Annotated in this window: 12 protein-coding genes; 9 read left to right on the plus strand and 3 right to left on the minus strand. The window is 63.3% G+C overall.

Annotated features, from left to right (window positions below; genetic code table 11):
• Window positions 1–23: 23 nt before the first annotated feature.
• Window positions 24–1,019: an ABC transporter permease gene (locus NKJ32_RS16490; protein WP_023676003.1), complete on the plus strand. Its 996-nt coding sequence runs from the start codon at window positions 24–26 to the stop codon at window positions 1,017–1,019.
• 47 nt (window positions 1,020–1,066) lie between these two features.
• Entirely contained in the window at window positions 1,067–2,122 is a 1,056-nt protein-coding gene (locus NKJ32_RS16495) for a substrate-binding domain-containing protein (RefSeq protein WP_352828069.1), read from the plus strand.
• 68 nt (window positions 2,123–2,190) lie between these two features.
• Here NKJ32_RS16495 and NKJ32_RS16500 read toward each other — a convergent pair whose 3' ends face one another.
• On the minus strand, window positions 2,191–4,245 hold the full coding sequence (locus NKJ32_RS16500; protein WP_352828072.1) for a bifunctional aldolase/short-chain dehydrogenase: 2,055 nt from the start codon (window positions 4,243–4,245) through the stop codon (window positions 2,191–2,193).
• Between the two features lie 85 nt (window positions 4,246–4,330).
• The gene (locus NKJ32_RS16505) at window positions 4,331–5,296 is read right to left on the minus strand and encodes a sugar-binding transcriptional regulator (protein WP_352575602.1); all 966 of its coding nucleotides are present in this window, start codon (window positions 5,294–5,296) and stop codon (window positions 4,331–4,333) included.
• Window positions 5,297–5,484: 188 nt separating this feature from the next.
• Between NKJ32_RS16505 and NKJ32_RS16510 the strand changes: the two genes are divergently transcribed.
• The 7 genes from NKJ32_RS16510 (at window position 5,485) to msuE (ending at window position 16,261) form a co-directional block, all read left to right on the plus strand.
• Window positions 5,485–7,125: an acyl-CoA synthetase gene (locus tag NKJ32_RS16510; protein ID WP_352824771.1), complete on the plus strand. Its 1,641-nt coding sequence runs from the start codon at window positions 5,485–5,487 to the stop codon at window positions 7,123–7,125.
• 238 nt (window positions 7,126–7,363) lie between these two features.
• On the plus strand, window positions 7,364–7,972 hold the full coding sequence (locus NKJ32_RS16515) for a TetR/AcrR family transcriptional regulator (protein ID WP_023675998.1): 609 nt from the start codon (window positions 7,364–7,366) through the stop codon (window positions 7,970–7,972).
• 62 nt (window positions 7,973–8,034) lie between these two features.
• Window positions 8,035–9,183 (plus strand): efflux RND transporter periplasmic adaptor subunit, encoded by a 1,149-nt coding sequence (locus NKJ32_RS16520; RefSeq protein WP_352828075.1) that lies wholly within the window; start codon window positions 8,035–8,037, stop codon window positions 9,181–9,183.
• Between the two features lie 208 nt (window positions 9,184–9,391).
• Complete coding sequence (locus NKJ32_RS16525) at window positions 9,392–12,532, plus strand: efflux RND transporter permease subunit (RefSeq protein ID WP_023675996.1); 3,141 nt, start codon at window positions 9,392–9,394, stop codon at window positions 12,530–12,532.
• A gap of 70 nt (window positions 12,533–12,602) precedes the next feature.
• Window positions 12,603–14,096 carry an aldehyde dehydrogenase family protein gene (locus tag NKJ32_RS16530; protein WP_352828078.1) on the plus strand — a complete coding sequence of 498 codons (1,494 nt, stop codon included), beginning with the start codon at window positions 12,603–12,605 and terminating at the stop codon, window positions 14,094–14,096.
• A 133-nt stretch (window positions 14,097–14,229) separates the two neighbouring features.
• Entirely contained in the window at window positions 14,230–15,585 is a 1,356-nt protein-coding gene (locus NKJ32_RS16535) for an LLM class flavin-dependent oxidoreductase (protein ID WP_352455214.1), read from the plus strand.
• A 115-nt stretch (window positions 15,586–15,700) separates the two neighbouring features.
• Window positions 15,701–16,261 (plus strand): FMN reductase, encoded by a 561-nt coding sequence (gene msuE / locus NKJ32_RS16540; RefSeq protein WP_352786823.1) that lies wholly within the window; start codon window positions 15,701–15,703, stop codon window positions 16,259–16,261.
• A 145-nt stretch (window positions 16,262–16,406) separates the two neighbouring features.
• Here the strand turns inward: msuE and NKJ32_RS16545 are convergent, their stop codons facing one another.
• Complete coding sequence (locus NKJ32_RS16545) at window positions 16,407–18,116, minus strand: trimethylamine N-oxide permease (RefSeq protein WP_352786824.1); 1,710 nt, start codon at window positions 18,114–18,116, stop codon at window positions 16,407–16,409.
• Window positions 18,117–18,568: the final 452 nt, after the last annotated feature.

The raw sequence follows: 18,568 nt of genomic DNA on the forward strand, positions 1-18,568 counted from the left end.
GTGCCAGCGTGCGGGAGCGCTGAATGATCCTGCGCGACAATGCTATTCGCTACGGCTTCATCGTTCTGTTGTTCGGGCTGATCGCCTATTTCGCTGTTGCCGCCGATGGTTTCGTCTCGCCGCAAAGCGCCGTCTTCATCTTCCAGTCGGTCGCCATCACCGGTGTTCTGGCGCTCGGCGTCACCGCCACGCTGGTCGTCGGCGGCTTCGACCTGTCGATCGGCTCTGTCGCCACCAGCGCCATGATGGCGGCTGCCTATGTCATGGTGGTGCTGGGGCAGAACGCCGTCGTGGCGGTCGTCGTCTGTCTTGTGATCGGCGCCGTCGTCGGCCTGATCAATGGCTGGCTGATCGTCTATATGCGGGTTCCGGACCTTTTGGCGACGCTCGGCATGATGTTCCTGCTTGTCGGCCTGCAGCGCATACCGACCGAGGGCCGTTCGATCGCCACTGGCATGACCATGCCCGACGGCTCGGTCGCCAACGGCAGTTTCGGCGCCGCGTTCCTGGCGCTTGGCCGCCATCGCTTCGATTTCTTCATCCCGAACCTCATTCCGGTGTCGGTCGTCGTCCTGCTCGTGCTGGCGGTGCTGATCTGGTTCTTTCTCGAATACACGCGTTTCGGGCGCATGATGTATGCGGTCGGCAGCAACGAACGCGCCGCAGAACTCGCCGGCGCGCCTGTCAAGGCATACAAAATCTGGGCCTATGTGATTTCGGGAGTTTTTGCCTCGATCGGCGGCATTTTGCTCGCTGCCCGGCTTGGACGCGGCGACATCGCCTCGGGTAATAATCTGTTGCTCGACGCGGTGGCTGCGGCACTCATCGGTTACGCGGTTCTCGGCGCCGCCAAGCCGAACGCCTTCGGCACGGCTGTCGGCGCGGTGTTTGTCGGCGTGCTGTTGCAGGGCCTGACGATGATGAACGCGCCTTACTACACGCAGGATTTCGTCAAGGGCGTGGTTCTCGTGGTCGCCCTTGTCTTTACCTTCGCCCTTTCCGGCAGGGGCAGGAGATAGGGGTTCGACCGGGTCACATTTTGGGTTCAACAAGTGGAGGAAACGACGTGAACATCACAAGAAGGCTTTTAGGGAAGGCAGCGCTCGGGCTTGCCGGCGCAACATTGCTTATGCAGTTGCCGGCGATGGCGCAGGACAGGCCGGCGCCGTTCGACAAGCCGGGCGCCGTCAAGATAGCGCTGGTCCGCTATCTCTCGACCGGCGACTTCTTCCAGGCGTATTTGTCCGGCGTCGAGGCGCAGGCCAAGGCACTCGGCGTCGACCTGCGCGTGCTCGACAGCCGCCAGGACGCGGCGCTTCAGGCGGACATGGTCGACCAGGCCATCGCGCTCGGCGTCCAAGGCATCATCATCCAGCACGGACTGACGGAATCGATGAAGGACGCCGCCCAGCGTGCGGTCGACGCCGGCATCAAGGTCGTCGCCTTCGACGTCAATGTCGAAAACCCCAAGATCCCGCAGATCGAGCAATCCGACCGCGACCTCGCCCGCCTGGCGCTCGAACAGGCGGTCAAGGACAATGGCGAGAGCTGGAAGGCCGGCTATGTCTATGTCGCCGGCATCGCGCCGCTCGACCGCCGCAACGAGACCTGGGTCGAATTCAAGAAGAAATATTCGGGCATCGACGAAGCCGCCATGTTCGGCACGCTCGACAATCCGATCGCCAATTCGGTCGCCAACCAGGCCCGTTCGGTGCTATCGGCCCATCCCGACATCAAGGTGATGTTCGCGCCCTATGACGAATTCGCCAAGGGCGTGAAGATCGCAGTCGACGAGGCCGGGCTGAACAAGGACATCAAGATCTATTCGGCCGACATTTCGACCTCGGACATCGCCGCGATGCGCGAGCCGGACAGCGCCTGGGCGGCAACCGCCGCCACCAACCCGGCCGTCGTCGGCCAGGTCTCGGTGCGTGCGCTAGCGCAGCTCTTGGCCGGCGAAGACCCGGGCCACAACGTCATCGTGCCGCCGACGCTGATCACCCAGAAGGATCTGATCGACAAGGACATCAAGAACATGGAGGACCTCTCGGCCAAGCTGCCGCAATTCGCCCATGCCGATGTCGCGATGCCGACCTGGATGCCGAACCCGAACGCGAAGTAGTCTTTCGCTATAGGCAAAGGAAAAGAGCGGCTCGCGGGCCGCTCTTTTTGTTGGTCCGGTGTTTAGATCTACCTCAGCGCCGCCGCGATGTTGCCGCCGTCCACCGTCGTCACATCGGCGGTGGTCCGCTCGGCCAGCGCTTGATGCAGAAAGGCCTGGGCGACGTCTTCTGCCGTCACTTCCTGCCCGAGCAGGTTGCCCGACATGTACTCCTTCTCCGACACGCCGCGCGCGCCCGAGCGGCTGGCGATCATGGCATCGGTCAACAGCCCCGAACGGATGCGGTCGGCGTTGACGGCATTGGAGCGGATGCCATGCGCGCCGTAGTCGAGCGCATATTGCCTGGACAGGAACAGCGTTGCCGCCTTGGGAATGCCATAGGCGCCGAACTTCGGCCCCGGATTGACCGCCTGCTTGGAGGTGTTGAACAACAGCACGCCGCCGGTGCCCTGTTCCAGCATGATGCGCACGGCATTCTGCGCCGCCGACTGATGGGCGAAGAAATTGAGTTCGAAGCTTTTGCGCAAGGTGGCGTCGTCGAGCTCGCCGATCCGGCCCTCCCAGGCAGCACCGGCATTGGAGACGAGAATGTCGAGGCCGCCGTAGACGTCGACCGCTTTGTCGAAGGCGGCGCGCATCTGCACCGGATCGGTGATGTCGGCGCCAATGCCGATCGAACCGTTGCCAGCCTTTTTTGCCGCCTCGGCAGCCCTTGACCCATCGAGATCGACGACGACGGCATGGGCACCGTTGTCGGCGAACAGCTTTGCCGTGGCAGCACCGATCGCGCCGGCGCCGCCGGTGACCAGCACCACCTGGCCGGTCAGCGGCTTCGGCTTGTTGGCGGCGAGCTTGGCCTGTTCCAGCGACCAGTATTCGAGCGGGAACAGATCGCTTTTGGAGAGCGGGCGGAAATCGCCGACGGCTTCGGCGCCGCGTACCGCCTCGATCCACATTTCGCCGACGTCCGAGGCAATCTTCGCATCCTTCAGCGTGCGGCCGTGGCCGAACATGCCGAGGCGGGGCACCAGAGTCAGCCGCGGCATCGGATCGAGCATGGTGCGCTTCACGTCGTCGAGCGCATCATTGGTTTCAAAATAGGCGCGATAGTCCTTGGCGAATTTCTCGACATGCTGGCGGATGACGGATTTGTAGTCGCCGACCTTGTCCGCGTCGGGCGCCGGCAGTGCCATCGGTCCGGTTTTGATGCGGATCGACAGGTCAGGTGTCGACACGCCGCGCCCGGCATAGTCGGCAATTTTTGCCGAATTGATGAAATCGACGATCGCATCCGAGGTGCGGAAATCGCTGATCATCCGATCGAAGCGGCCTTCGCCGCGTGCCACCGCCACCGCGCCGCGCAGCATCGGCGCAATGTCCGCAGGCTTGGCCAGCTTGGCCGGCGGTGCCACTTTTTCGGGACGCGGCTTGCCGTTCCCGGCGATGAAATCCTCGGCGACGTTCACATAATGGATCATCCGGTCATAGGCCTGCCTGGCATCGTCGCCGAAGGTGAAGATGCCGTGCTTGTCTAGGATCAGGCCTTCGACCGTCGGATCGGCGTCGAATACATCGGCGGCCGCCTTGGCCAGATCGAAGCCCGGCATGATGTAAGGCACGAAGCCCATCTTTTCGCCGAACACCTTCCGGCTCAGCGCCTCGCTGTCCTCCTGGTCGACGATGGCCAGGATCGCCGTCGAATGCGTGTGGTCGACGAATTTGTGCGGCAGGAAGGCGTGCAGCAGCGTCTCGACCGACGGATTGGGCGAGGACGGATCGATGAGGTTCGCCCGCTGCAGCGCGACCATGTCCTCGTCGGAGAGCTTCTTCAGCGACCGCGCCTTTAACAGCGCGCCGAGCTTGACCGCCGGCAGGCCCTGCGGCTCGATGACGCCCATGTCCCAGCCGCTGCCCTTGACGCAGAGCACGTCCCATTCGTCGCCGACGAGATCGGTGGCCCTGGTCTTGCACGAGGTGTTGCCGCCGCCATGCAGGACGAGCCGCGGCTCGCCGCCCAGCAGCCTGGTCGTGTAGACGCGCAGCGCCAGGTCGCGGGCCACACCCTTCTTTGCATAGTCGGCGATCAGCTTCTCCGCCTCGCCGTCATTCCACAGGTTCTTCATGTCAGCTTCGTCCGATTTCTCTCTTGTTGTGAACAGGAATACCGCGACGCCTTGATGACAATGCGTCGGCGGCTGAAACTAGGTATCAGGCGACCTTTTCTGCTGCCGCTCGGGCATGGTCGAGCAGCCGTCGCGCCATGTGCGCGCCGACGACCAGATGGGTGCAGAGCCCGCCGGCGATCGCCGCGACGAGCGGTTCGAACTTGCTGTCCTCCTGCACCACCACAAGACGCTTTCCGATCTGGCGCAGCGATGACAGCTCTGCCGAAATCAGCCGGCGGTTGTAGCTGCAGTCGAGCGCCTGGCCTCGGGCGTCGATGATCTGCCCGGCAATGACGCCGGCCGCACCCGCCTTGCGCAATACAGCCATTTCGCTTGGCGTCAGCGCGCCGCATTTGACCAGATGGCTGTCGGTGTCCACCGAGCCTACCGAATACAGCGCCAGGCCGCATTCGCCGATGCCCGACAATTGCTCGCGGATCACCGGCTCGGCGCGCAGGCCGCGTGCCAGTTCTTCCGTCGTCAGCACCAGCGGCGCGTAGAAATTCAGCCCCTTGGCGTTGAGCCGGCGCGCGATTTCCATCGTGCATTGGTCCGGCCGGTACGAATAGGGGGCGCCCAGATTGCCGCAGAGCTGCACCACCGTCACGTCCTGCAGATCGGCATAGGACATGATGTCGGCGATCGTGTAGATGGTCCGTCCCCAGGCGACGCCGATGCGGTCGCCCTTCCTGATCAGCTCGAGAAAGACGCTTGCCGCCAGCACCGCGATGTCGGTCGAGGGGTCGGCGACATAGCCGTTTTCCGGCGCGATCCAGACCGCGTCGAGCTTCAGCGCGTCTTCCAGCTTGCGTGCCAGCACGTCGTCGGTGAAAAGCTGGGTCGAGGTCGAGATGTTGACGATGCCGGTCTCGCGCGCCTTGCGCAGATACATCGCCACCGAGGCACGGGAAATCTTGAGCTGGCTGGCCACCTGGTCCTGGCGCAGGCCGTGTGCATAGTAAAGCCAGGCGGCCTTGTGGATAAGCTGTTCTGCCGGTCGGATCGCCATGCCATCTCCTCGCTGACATTATTCACGGCTCTCGACAAAAGTCAAATTGGAGGAAGGAATAGATGCGCTTTCGCCGCCGAATCTAGACCATTCTTGTGCCACACGCGGTCTATGATGGCATCGTTGGTGGTGACGGGCCGGAAGCCGGTAGCTAAAGTTCTCGACGAACACATTGCGCGGAGGACGGGATGGGCAATCCCTACGAACAGGACCTCGATCGAAACCCGGCCAACCATCAGCCGCTGACGCCGCTGACCTATTTCGAGCGGGCGGCAAAAACCTTTCCCGACCAGATCGCCATCATCCATGGCCGCCAGCGCACGACCTATCGCGATTTCTGGAAGCGCTCGCTGAGGCTTGCCTCGGCACTGGCGAAGCGCGGTATCGGCAAGGGCGACACCGTCACCGTCATGCTGTCCAACACACCGCCGATGCTGGAGGCGCATTTCGGCGTGCCGATGACCAAGGCGGTGCTGCACTCGCTCAACACCCGCCTCGACGCCGCCGTCATTGCCTTCCAGCTCGATCACGCCGAAACCAAGGTGCTGATCGTCGACCGCGAATTCGCCGGCGTGGTTCGGCAAGCGCTGACGCTGGCCAAGGTCAGGCCGCTGCTGATCGATTACGACGATCCCGACTATGCCGCCGATGCGCCCTATCCCAAGGGCGAGCGGATCGGCACGCTGGACTATGAGGCGTTTGTCGCCGGCGGCGACGAGGATTTCGCCTGGTCGATGCCGGACGACGAATGGGATGCCATTTCGCTCAACTACACCTCCGGCACGACAGGCAATCCGAAGGGCGTCGTCTGCCACCATCGGGGCGCGGCATTGATGGCCTATGCCAACACCATCCATGCCGGCATGGGCAAGCACCCGGTCTATCTGTGGACATTGCCGATGTTCCACTGCAACGGCTGGTGCTTTCCCTGGACGCTTGCCGTGCAGGGCGGCACGCATGTCTGCCTGCGCTGGGTGCGGCCGAAGCCGATCTACGACGCCATCGCCGATCACGGCGTCACCCATCTGTGCGGTGCACCCATCGTCATGTCGGTGCTGATCAACGCCAGGGACGAGGACAAGCGGCAGTTCCCGCAGACCGTCACCTTCAACACCGCCGCGGCGCCGCCGCCCGAGGCGGTGCTGTCGGGCATGGCCGATGCGGGCTTTGCCGTCACCCATCTCTACGGCCTGACCGAAACCTATGGCCCGGCCGTCGTCAACGAATGGCATGGCGAGTGGGACCGGCTGGAGAAAGGGGCGAGGGCGGCGAAGAAGGCCAGGCAAGGCGTACGCTATGCCGCGCTCGAAGGCCTGACGGTGATGGACCCGCAGACGATGCAAGAGACGCCGGCCGACGGCGAGACCATCGGCGAGGTGATGTTCCGCGGCAACATCGTCATGAAAGGCTATCTCAAGAACCGCAAGGCGAGCGACGAGGCCTTTGCCGGCGGCTGGTTCCATTCGGGCGACCTCGGCGTCATCCATCCGGACGGCTACATCCAGCTCAAGGACCGTTCCAAGGACATCATCATCTCCGGCGGCGAAAACATCTCCTCGATCGAGGTCGAGGAGGCGCTGTACAAGCATCCCGCCGTCGCTTCTTGCGGCGTTGTCGCCCGATCCGACGACAAATGGGGCGAGGTGCCGGTCGCCTATGTCGAGCTGAAGCCGGGCAAGGCGGCGACCGAGGCGGAGGTAATCGAGCACTGCCGCGCGCTGCTCGCCCGCTTCAAGGTGCCGAAAGCGGTGATCTTCGCGGAAATCCCGAAGACTTCGACGGGCAAGATCCAGAAGTTCCGGCTGCGGGAGATGGCAAAGCAGCCTTAGGGCCTGATCCGAAAACGGAACCGATTTCGGAAAGCATCTCTTCAAGATCCTTCGCAAAAAAAACACGGGGCGGCGTTGCAGGCTCGCCCGGCGGAAACCACATGCGTTTCATGGGCCAACTCCGTCCAGGGATGTCACCATCTGTCATCAGCAGCCAAAATCGTGCCTTGACAGGTGATGGTTTTCAATTTACGAGTGACGAAATTCTAAATTCGTCAGTCGTAAATTGGCCAACGAGATGCTTGAAACCCTAGACACCACCGCCGATTCCGCCCGCCAGGAAAATGTCACGCGCATCCTGGATTGCGCGGAGCGATTGTTTCGCCACTACGGCTACGGCAAGACCAACGTCGCCGACATAGCGCGCGAACTCGGCATGTCGACCGCCAACATTTACCGCTTCTTCGCCTCCAAGGTGGAAATCCACCAGGCGGTTTGCGGCCGTATGCTCGAGACCTGCTACCGGTTGACCTACGAAGCCTGCCATGGCCCCGGCACCGCCAGCGAAAAGCTCCGCCGCTACGTGCATACGCACTACCAGTGGACGCTCGAGACCATGATCGACCAGGAGAAGGTGCACGAGATGGTCATCGTCGCCATCGAGCGCGACTGGCACGTCATCGAAAAGCACATCGACAGCATCCATGAACTGGTCGCGGAAGTGATCCGCGAGGGAATCGCTACCGGCGAGTTCGTCGATCAGGATCCGGTGATCGCTTCCCGGTGCTTCGGCGCTGCCATTATCAGCCTCTGTCATCCGCAGATGATGGCCCAGTGCCTCGCCAAGAAGAACCGGGCGACGCCGGACGAGCTTACCGAGTTTGCTATCAGAGCCTTGAAGAAATGACCGTTGCCGCCCGTCGGGCGGCGATACCGGCAATTCATCCCCACAGTTCGGGAGTACGAAAAGTGTCTTTGTCCAAGTCCATCACCTACAGGCGACCGGCCGCCGGCCTAGCATTGATTATGGTTGTCGCTCTCGGCCTCGCCGGCTGCTCGCAGGAGAAAGCCGAGGTCACCGAGATCATCCGCCCGGTCAAGGTGGTCGAGATCGCTAAGGCGAGCGATACCCGTCAGCTTTCCTATTCCGGATCGGTGCGTGCCCGCACCGAGATGAATCTCGGTTTTCGCATCAACGGCAAGATCACCGAGCGCCTTGTCGACATCGGTGACCGCGTCAAGCCGGGCGACGTTCTCGCCCGCATCGATCCCACCGACTACGAGCTTTCGGTGAGAAGCGCTCAGGCCAGCCTCGATGCTGCCGACCGTCAGGTCGAGACAGTCGAGCTTACGCGCAAGCGGGCCGAACAGCTCTACGCCAAGAATTTCGCGCCGAAGTCGCAGCTCGAGCAGGCGACGCTCGCCTATAATCAGGCGGTCGCCACGCGAGACTCCGCCCGCTCGCAGCTTGCCCAGGCACAGAACCAGGTCCGCTATACCGATCTCAAGGCGGACAAGAACGGCATCGTCACTGCCGTTGCCGCCGATGTCGGCCAGGTCGTCGGCTCCGGCACGCCGGTGGTGACCGTTGCCATCGACGGCGAGAAGGAAGTCCTGATCGCTGTTCCGGAAACCGATATCGCCGAATTCAAGCCGGGCAAGACCGTCAAGGCTGGCTTCTGGTCCGATGAGGCGCTGACGCTCGACGGCAAGGTCCGCGAAGTCGCCGGCAGCGCCGATCCGCAGTCGCGCACCTTTGCCGTTCGCGTCAGCCTGCCCAACGATCCTCGCGTGCTGCTAGGCATGACCGCCTCCATCGAAGCTGCGGCGGACAACCGGCAGCAACTGGTGTCGATCCCGCTGGCCGCGTTGGCGCAAAAGGACAGCCAATCGATCGTCTGGACAGTCGACCGCAACGGCGGGACCGTCCATGCGCATCCGGTCAAGGTCGCCGCCTTCACCCCCGACGGCGTCAGTGTCGCCGATGGGCTGAAGCCGGGTGACGTCGTCGTCGCCGCCGGCACGCAGTTCATGACCGAGAATCTGAAAGTCAAGCTGACCGGTGATGCGGCGCAACAGTCGGCGTCGGCCGATGACGCTGCAAGGCGCTTGCGCTGACGGCCAGGCAATTCACGGTTTCCGGGCGGCAGGCGCCCCCGATTTTCGAGATCTCAGGTCGATGTAACCCCCACGTCGATCCTCGCGTCCCACCGCGATGTAGATCTCTCAACTCGGAAAGCCACGCCGCCCGGAAGCCCACATCGGAAGTTCCTTGGGCATGCGAAAGCGCGTGCTCTGTTGATCAAATTGAAACGGACTGACGCCGATGACCATCGACACCAATGAAAAGCGGTCTTTCAATCTTTCGCGCTGGGCAATCGGCCATCCGAGCATTGCCCGCTTCCTGTTCGGGCTGATCATCGTCGCCGGTGCGCTCGGCCTGATGCGCATGGGCCAAAAGGAAGACCCAGATTTCACCTTCCGCGTCATGGTCGTCCAGGCGATCTGGCCAGGCTCCTCGATCAAGGAGATGGAGGACCAGGTCGTCAACAAGATCGAGCGCAAGCTGCAGGAAACGCCGCACCTCGATTTCGTCCGCTCCTACACCCGCGCCGGCAGCGCCATCATCACCTTGCAGGTCAAGGGCGACACCAATCCGGCGCAGGTCGCCGATGCTTTCTATCAGGTGCGCAAGAAGGTCGGCGATATCGCCAATGAGCTGCCGCAGGGGCTGCTCGGGCCTTACTTCAATGACGAATTCGGCGACACGTTCATCACCCTGCATTCGATCAGCGGCGACGGCTACAGCTATCCCGAGCTGAAGAAATTCGCCATCCAGGCGCGTGACATGCTGCTGACGACGCCCGGTGTCGAGAAGGCCGTGATCATCGGCGACCAGCCGGAAAAACTCTACATCGACGTTTCATCCAAGGCGCTTGCCGAACGTGGCCTGACGTTGACCGACCTGCAGAATGCGATCCGAGGCCAGAACAATGTCGACCCGGCAGGTTCGGTCGACACCGGCCAGCGTTCGGTGCGCATTTCGGTCGAGGGCGATGTCACCAGGGCGGCCGACATCCGCGAGCTTCGCCTGCGCGCCGGCAACCAGGTGACGCGCCTCGGCGACATCGCCACCGTGACCTCGGGCCTCGAGGATCCGTACCAGCGCAAGTACCGTTTCAACGGACACGACAGCGTCCAGCTCGGCGTCGTCATGGCCAAGGGCTTCAACGTCACCGACGTCGGCAAGGACGTCGAAGCGACCTACAAGCGCTTCGAAGAGGCGCTGCCCTATGGCGTTTCGGTCGATCAGATTTCCGACCAGCCGCATGTCGTGAAGGAGGCGGTGAGCGAGTTCATGGAAGCGCTCGGCGAAGCGCTGCTGATCGTGCTTTTTGTATCGTTCCTGTCGATCGGCTGGCGCTCGGGCCTGGTGATCGCGATCGTCATTCCGCTGGTCCTGGCCGCCACCTTCGCCATCATGTACGAGCTCGGCATCGACCTGCAGCGCATTTCGCTCGGCGCGCTGATCATCGCTCTTGGGCTCTTGGTCGACGACGCGATGATCGTCGTCGAAATGATGGAGCGAAAACTAGAGGAAGGCTTGGTCAAGGTCGAGGCGGCGAGCTTCGCCTACTCCTCGACCGCTTTCCCGATGCTGACCGGCACGCTGATCACGACGGCCGGCTTCATTCCCGTCGGGTTCGCTGCCTCGACCGCCGGCGAATATGTGCGCACCCTTTTTTACGTCGTCGGCATCGCGCTGATCGTGTCCTGGTTCGCGGCGGTCTATTTCACGCCATGGCTCGGCCACATGATCCTGAAGCAGCGCAAGCACGCCGGCAACCATCACGATGTCTTCGACACGCGCTTCTACCGCCGTCTTCGCTCGACCGTTGCATGGGCGGTGCGCCACCGCATCATCGTCCTGGTGATGACGCTGATGACGTTTGCCACCAGCCTGTGGGCGTTCCAGTTCATCCCGCAGAATTTCTTCCCGCAATCGTCGCGCCCGGAAATCCTTGTCGACCTCTGGTTGCCGGAAGGCACCAGCATCAAGGAAGTCGAGACCCAGGCCAAGGCGCTCGAAGCCAGGATGATGGACGACAAGGACAAGCGCTTCATCGCCACCTATATCGGCGAAGGCGCGCCGCGCTTCTTCCTGCCGCTCGACCAGCAGCTTCGCAACCCGAACTTCGCCCAGCTTCTGGTGATGGCCAATGACGAACCAGCCCGCGAGCGGCTGATCGTCAAGCTGCGCACCATCCTGGCCGAGGATTTCCCATCGATCCGCGCCAAGGTCGATCGCCTGTTCCTTGGTCCGCCGACCGGCTGGCCGGTGCAGATGCGCGTCATGGGTCCGGATCGCCAGGAGGTGCGCCGCATCGCCGACGAGGTGAAGGCGAAGTTCCAGGCAAATCCGCTGCTCGGCGCCATCCACGACGACTGGCTGGAGCCGGTGCCGGCGATGAAGCTGGTGATCGACCAGGATCGCGCCCGTGCGCTCGGCGTCACCTCGCAGCGCATCCGCCAGATACTGCAGGCGACCATGTCGGGAGCGCCGCTCGATGACTTCCGCGACGGCGAGGAGACGGTTTCGATCGTCGCCCGTGAGCCGGAGGCAAGCCGTCACCTGCTGTCGGCGGTCGACTCCGTCTACATCCCGACCGATTTCGGTGGCTCCGTGCCGCTGTCGCAGGTCGCCAAGATCGTCCCGGTGCTGGAGCAAGGCGTCGAATGGCGGCGCGACCGCTTGCCGACCATCAGCGTGCGCGCCACGCTGCCGGACGGCGTGCAGCCGAACGATGTCGCCATGAAAATGTACAGCGAGATGCAGGGCCTGCGCGCCAGCCTCGCACCCGGCTACAAGATCGAGATCCAGGGCGGCGCCGAGGATGCGGCCGAAAGCCAGGCCTCGATTGCGGCGAAAGCGCCGATCATGCTGGCCGTCATCGTCGTGCTGCTGATGATCCAGCTGCAGCATTTCGGCAAGGCCATGCTGGTGCTGGCCACCGGTCCGCTCGGCATCATCGGCGCGGCCGCGGCACTTTTGATCAGCGGCGCGCCGTTCGGCTTCGTCGCCATCCTCGGCGTCATCGCCCTGCTCGGCATCATCATGCGCAACTCGATCATCCTGGTCGACCAGATCGACCAGGACATCGCCGCCGGCGTGGAGCGCTCCGAGGCCATCATCGGCTCGGCGGTGCGCCGGTTCCGGCCGATCGTGCTGACGGCGCTGACGGCGGTGCTGGCGCTGATCCCGATCTCGCGCGGCGTCTTCTGGGGGCCGCTCGCCTACGCCATGATGGGCGGCATTCTCGTCGCCACGGTGCTGACCATCCTTGTCCTGCCGGCAGCCTATGCGCTGTTCTTCGGCAGGGAGCCCAAGAAGGTGGTGGCAACGGAAGAGGCGGCCAAGGTGGCAGAAGAAAGCGAAAGGCCGCAACTGGCCCTGGCGGCCGAATAGAGCTGTTGGCAAATGTGACCTCCGGCGGTTTAATCCGCCCACCAGGCGTAGGCGCCGGAGGAGGACCGTCATGACCATGGCTCAGACAAAGGCACCGCTGCGGCTGCCGATCGACGGGCGCCATCGCCAGATGTTCATCGGCGGCGGCTGGGTCGATGCCCGCTCCGGCCGGACCACGGAGAGCCGCAATCCCGCCACCGGCGCGGTCATCGCCACGGTGCCGCGCGCCGACCGGCAGGACATCGACTCGGCGGTGACTGCTGCGCGCAAGGCGTTCGAGGGCCCGTGGAGCCGGTTCAAGCCTTATGAGCGGCAGGTGCTGCTGCTGAGGATCGCCGACCTCTTCGAAAAGCACTGGGAAGAGATCAGCCGCTCCGACACCACCGACATGGGCATGCCGATCATACGCACCCGCGCCAATCGCAACCGCCTCATCGGCATGCTGCGCTACTATGCCGGCATGGCGACGGCGCTGCACGGCGAGACGATCGACAACTCGCTGCCCGGCGAAATCGTCTCTTTCACCCGCAAGGAGCCGGTCGGCGTCGTCGGCGCCATCATTCCCTGGAACGCGCCAACGGCGGCGTCGATCTGGAAGATCGGGCCGGCGCTGGCGACCGGCTGCACCATCGTGCTGAAGCCGTCGGAAGAGGCGCCGCTGACGCCACTTTTGATCGCCGACATCATGAACGAGGCCGGCGTGCCGGCCGGCGTCGTCAACATCGTCACCGGCACCGGCACCGAGGCAGGTGCCGCACTCGCCGAGCATATGGGCATCGACAAGATCGTCTTCACCGGCTCGACGGCAACCGGCCAGTCGATCGTGCGGGCCTCGGCCGGCAACCTCAAGCGCGTCTCCCTGGAGCTCGGCGGCAAGTCGCCGGTCATCGTCTGCGCCGATGCCGATCTCGACAAGGCGGTGCCGGTGGCGGCGATGTCGGTGTTCGCCAATTCCGGCCAGATCTGCATCGCCGGTTCGCGCCTTTTCGTCGAACGCGCCGTCCATGACGAGTTCGTCGAGCGGCTCGCGGCATACGCCAAGGGTCTCAGGGTCGGCGACGGCATCGACCCGGCGACCGAGATCGGTCCGCTCGTCTCCGAAAAGCAGCTGCAACGGGTCACCGGTTACCTCGAGGCCGGCACCGCGGAAGGGGCGAAACTCGTCACCGGAGGCACCCGGCTTGTGGAAGGCGCGCTTGCCGCCGGCAATTTCGTCGCGCCGACCGTCTTTGCCGGCGTCTCGGACAACATGAAGATCGCCCGTGAGGAGATATTCGGGCCGGTGATTTCAGCCTTGCCGTTCGATACGCTGGACGAGGCGGTCGAGCGGGCCAACAACACGCCTTACGGCCTGGCTGCAGGGGTCTTCACCCAAAATCTCGCCACCGCCCACCAGCTGTCGCGCAAGATCCGCGCCGGCTCGGTCTGGGTCAATACCTATCACGCCATCGATCCGGCCGTGCCCTTCGGCGGCTACAAGATGAGCGGCTACGGCCGCGAGGGCGGCGCCGAGCACCTCGCTGAGTATCTCAACACCAAGGGCGTGTTCATCAAGATCGATTGATCGGTCCGCCGCCCGCACAAAAAATGCTCCCCGACGCCGGTTTTGCAAAACAGAATTCCTTCCCATGGCCGCAAAGCCATCCCATGCTCGAGCAATTGGAGCGTTACGCTCGTCGTCATCGGTGCGTTTTTCCATGGCAGAAAATCGACAATTGCGGCTTGGCGCTTTCATGCGGCCCGTCAGCCTGCATACCGGCGCCTGGCGCTACCCGGGCGCCTATCCCGACGCCAACTTCAATTTCGCGCATCTCAAGCACTTCGCGCAAAGGCTGGAAGCGGCGAAGTTCGACGCCTTCTTCATGGCCGACCACCTGGCCGTGCTCAACATGCCGATCGAGGCGCTGCGGCGCAGCCACACGGTCACGTCCTTCGAGCCGTTCACACTGTTGTCGGCGCTTGCCGCCGTCACCGATCGTATCGGGCTGATCGCAACCGCCTCGACGACGTTCGACGCGCCGTACCACATCGCCCGTCGTTTCGCCTCTCTCGATCATATCAGCGGCGGGCGCGCCGGCTGGAATATCGTCACCACATCCAATCCCGACGCCGCGCTGAATTTCGGCCTCGACGAGCATGTCGAGCACGACGAGCGCTATCGCCGGGCGCGGGAGTTTTATGATGTCGTCACCGGCCTGTGGGACAGTTTTGCCGACGATGCCTTCATCCGCGACGCCGAAAGCGGGCTCTATTTCGATCCGGCGAAGCTGCATGTGCTCGACCACAAGGGCGAATATCTTTCGGTGCGGGGACCGCTCAATATCGCGCGGCCGGTGCAGGGCTGGCCGGTCATCGTGCAGGCCGGCGCGTCGGAGGCCGGACGGCAGCTCGCCGCGGAAACGGCCGAGGTGATCTTCGCCGCCCATGCCGATCTCGCCTCGGGGCAGCGCTTCTTTGCCGACGTCAAGAAACGTGCGCAAAAACTTGGCCGGTCGCGCGACGACATCAAGATCCTGCCCGGCGCCTTCGTCATTGTCGGCGAGACCGTCGAGGAGGCGCAGACGAAGCGGGCGAAGCTCGACAGCCTCGTCTACTACGAGAGCGGCGTCGCCTCGCTGTCGATCGCCCTCGGCCACGACGCGTCGCGGTTCGATCCGGATTCAGTCTTGCCCGAAATCCCGGAAAGCAACGCCAGCAAGAGCGGCCGCGAGCGCGTCATCGAACTGGCGCGCAAGGAAAACCTGACCGTCAGGCAGCTTGCGCAGCGGCTGGGCGGCTATTCCGGTCTTGCCTTCGTCGGCACTTCGAAAACCATCGCCGACGAGATGGAGGAATGGCTGGTCACCGAAGGCTCGGACGGGTTCAACGTCATGTTCCCCTATCTTCCCGCCGGGTTGGATGATTTCGTCGAGAAAATCGTGCCCGAATTGCAGCGGCGCGGCATTTTCAGGAGCGAATACGAAGGATCGACCCTGCGCGAAAATCTTGGCCTGAAGCGACCGCCAAACCGGTTCTTCCAACCTGAGACGGCAGCGATCCGCAAAGCTGGTTAGAACCGGTAATGATTTTAGACCGTGGCAAGCATCCGTTCTTTTCGTTCGGCCCGAATGTCCATAGGGTCACGAGCAGCGGGCTGGCAGCCCGAAATCATCGCGAGGGCTTCGCATCATGACCAATCCGGCCGTTGTCGGTTTCTCAGGCAATTTCACCCGGCCGTCCAAGACGCGCGGCTTCGTCGATCGTATCGTGAACGAGGTAGCCGGCAGATATGGCCTTGCCGCCAGCACGCATGACGTCGTCGACCTCGGCCCCAGCCTCGGTGGCGCCAAATGGGCGCGTGAACTGGATGCGCAAGCGGGCGACATCCTCAAGCGCGTCGTCGCGGCGGACGTGCTCGTCGTTGGCTCGCCCACCTACAAGGGCAGCTATACCGGCCTGTTCAAGCACTTCTTCGATCTTGTCGACCCAACGGCGCTCAGGGGCAAGCCGGTGGTGCTGCTGGCGACCGGCGGCGGCGACCGGCATGCGCTGATCATCGAGCACCAGCTGAGACCGCTGTTCGGCTTCTTCGAGGCCTTTACGCTGCCGACCGCGATCTACGCTTCGGACAGGGATTTCATCGACGGCGTGCTTGCGTCAGAGGCGATCCAGGCGCGCGTCGGACAGGTGCTCGAGGATATCGGTGCAGCGCTTGGCGGTCGCTCCCGCGCTGGCACCGCTGCCGAATAGCCCTAAAAAGAAAACCCGCCTCGGCGGCGGGTCTCGGGGCGAATCAGCACCATACCGAAATTAGTAGCATAGCTGCCGGCACAAAGCAAGAACAAAATGCTGGGATCGAGCGCGCCTTGCGCGTCCGATCCCTCAAGGCAAGCCGTCAGATGACGAACAGCCAGTTGGCGAGCAGCATCACCACGACGCCGGCGACCAGCGTCAGATAGGGCAGCATCCCCGCCTTTTTCACCGCAAGGTCGGACGAGCTCATGCCGAGATCGGCCAGCATGTGGTCGGGGAATTTGCCTTTGTCCTGGATGTAGTGCCGGAAGCAGAACACCGGGATGATCAAGGCTGCCGTGATCAGCCCGGCCCACAATGCCATCGGGTTCCACACCTTGGCGCCGGCGCCCATGAAGACCGCGTTGACATAGGCAAAGATGGCGCCGAGGCCGAGTACCCAGCTCGGCGCCTTCCATGGCCGCGCGATGTGGCCATTGTCGATGCGGTGGATCCAGCCGGCATTGAGATTAAGGAAGTTGAAGATGATGTAGCCGCAATTCGACACCGCCAGGATGAAGAAGAAGCTCGTTGCGTCGGCCGAGGCGATGGCCAGCACGATCAGGTTGAAGATCAGGTCGGTCCACATCGCCCGCGTCGGGGCGCCGTGCTCGTTGACATGGCTGAGATAGCGCGGCAGCCAGCCGTCGACCGAACCTTGATAGAGCGTGCGCGAGGAGCCGGCCATCGCCGTCATGATGCAGAGCACCAGCGCCAGGATCATCAGCATCACCAGCAGGCTGTGGATCAGCTGTCCGCCGCCGACCATGCCGGCCAGCGCATCGGCAACGCCGGAGCCGTCGACGATCGGCGTCGCCAGCATGCCGTTCAAGCCGAGCACGCCCTGGAAGGTGAACGGCACCAGGATGAACAGCAGCATGCACAACAGGCCGGAGTAGAAGATCGCCTTGAAGGTATCGCTGCCCGGGTTTTTGAACTCGGAGGTGTAGCAGACCGCGGTCTCGAAGCCGTAGGTCGACCATGCCGCGATGAACATGCCGCCGAGCACCAGCGTCCAGCCGGCGATGTTCCACGCGCCGGCCTCCGGCGCATAGGCGGCGGCGAGCGGCACCAGCGGCGAAAAATTTGCCCAGTTGATCTGGCCGGTGACGATCGGCACCACGCCGACGATGAGCATCGGGATGATCACCAGCAGGCCGATATATTTCTGCACGTTGGCCGTGCCCAGGATGCCGCGATGCTGGATCGAGAAGATGATCAGCATCAGCACCGCGCCGATGAAGAAGGTGGCGTTGAAGGTGAAGGAAACCGGGCCAAGCGTGTGACCGTAGAGCGTCCAGTTACGGATCGCCGGCGTCGCCGCCGCGGTGACCGCGGTGATGGCGTCAGCGGCGCTGGTTCCGGCATGGGCCGCAATATAGGCGGCGACTTCCGGCGAAGTGTCGGTGAACAGCGGCACCGGCGCCAGTGCGTTGAGGATATAGGCGGCGGCGATCGAGCAGCCGAGCGACAGAACCGGCGACCAGGCGAACCAGTTGCACCACACCGAAAGCGGCGCGATGAATTTCGAATAGCGCAGCCATGCGGTGGCGCCGTAGACCGAGGCGCCGCCGGATTTGTTCGGGAACAGCCCGGCGATCTCCGCATAGGTGAAGGACTGCAGGAAGCCCATGACCATGGATACGGCCCAGATCAGGAAGGCCAGTGTTCCGGTGGTGCCGGCGATGCCGCCGATCGAAAACAGGACAAGGGCCGGAACGCCGCTTGCCACCCAGAAGGCGCCGCGCCAATCGATGTTCCGGTGCAGCTGCCCTTCGGCAGGCGGCACCAAGGTGGTGACTATCGTGCTCATTTACGTGGATTCCCCATTTTTGATGTTCCCCATCGGCAACAGCCGCAATCTCGCGAGGCGTCATCGACGCTCACGTTGAACGGCCCCAGGCGTTTTCCGCTCAGTAGTATTTTTTTCTTAGCAGTGAAGATTGACCCAACGCGCTTTCACGTCAAGCGCTTTGTGACGCTGTGCACATTGCGCTTGTGAAACAGTCGAGCTTCGCTGGCGCTGCCCAAGGGTGCGGTCTGTCCTTCTCCCCTTGTGGGAGAAGGTGGCCGAGCGAAGCTCGGTCGGATGAGGGGTGTTCCAGCTTGGCAAAACCGCACTTCGTCCAGCACCCCTCAACCGTCTTGGCGCTGCGCGCCAATCCACCTTCTCCCACAAGGAGGGCTTTGCACGGGAAGCGAAATCCTGGTTGGTGAGTTAATGGGGCTTTTTTGAAGGCCGGGAAAGCAGTTTTCGACGGCTTG

Source organism: Mesorhizobium sp. M0159, assembly GCF_040322295.1.
Classification (GTDB): domain Bacteria; phylum Pseudomonadota; class Alphaproteobacteria; order Rhizobiales; family Rhizobiaceae; genus Mesorhizobium.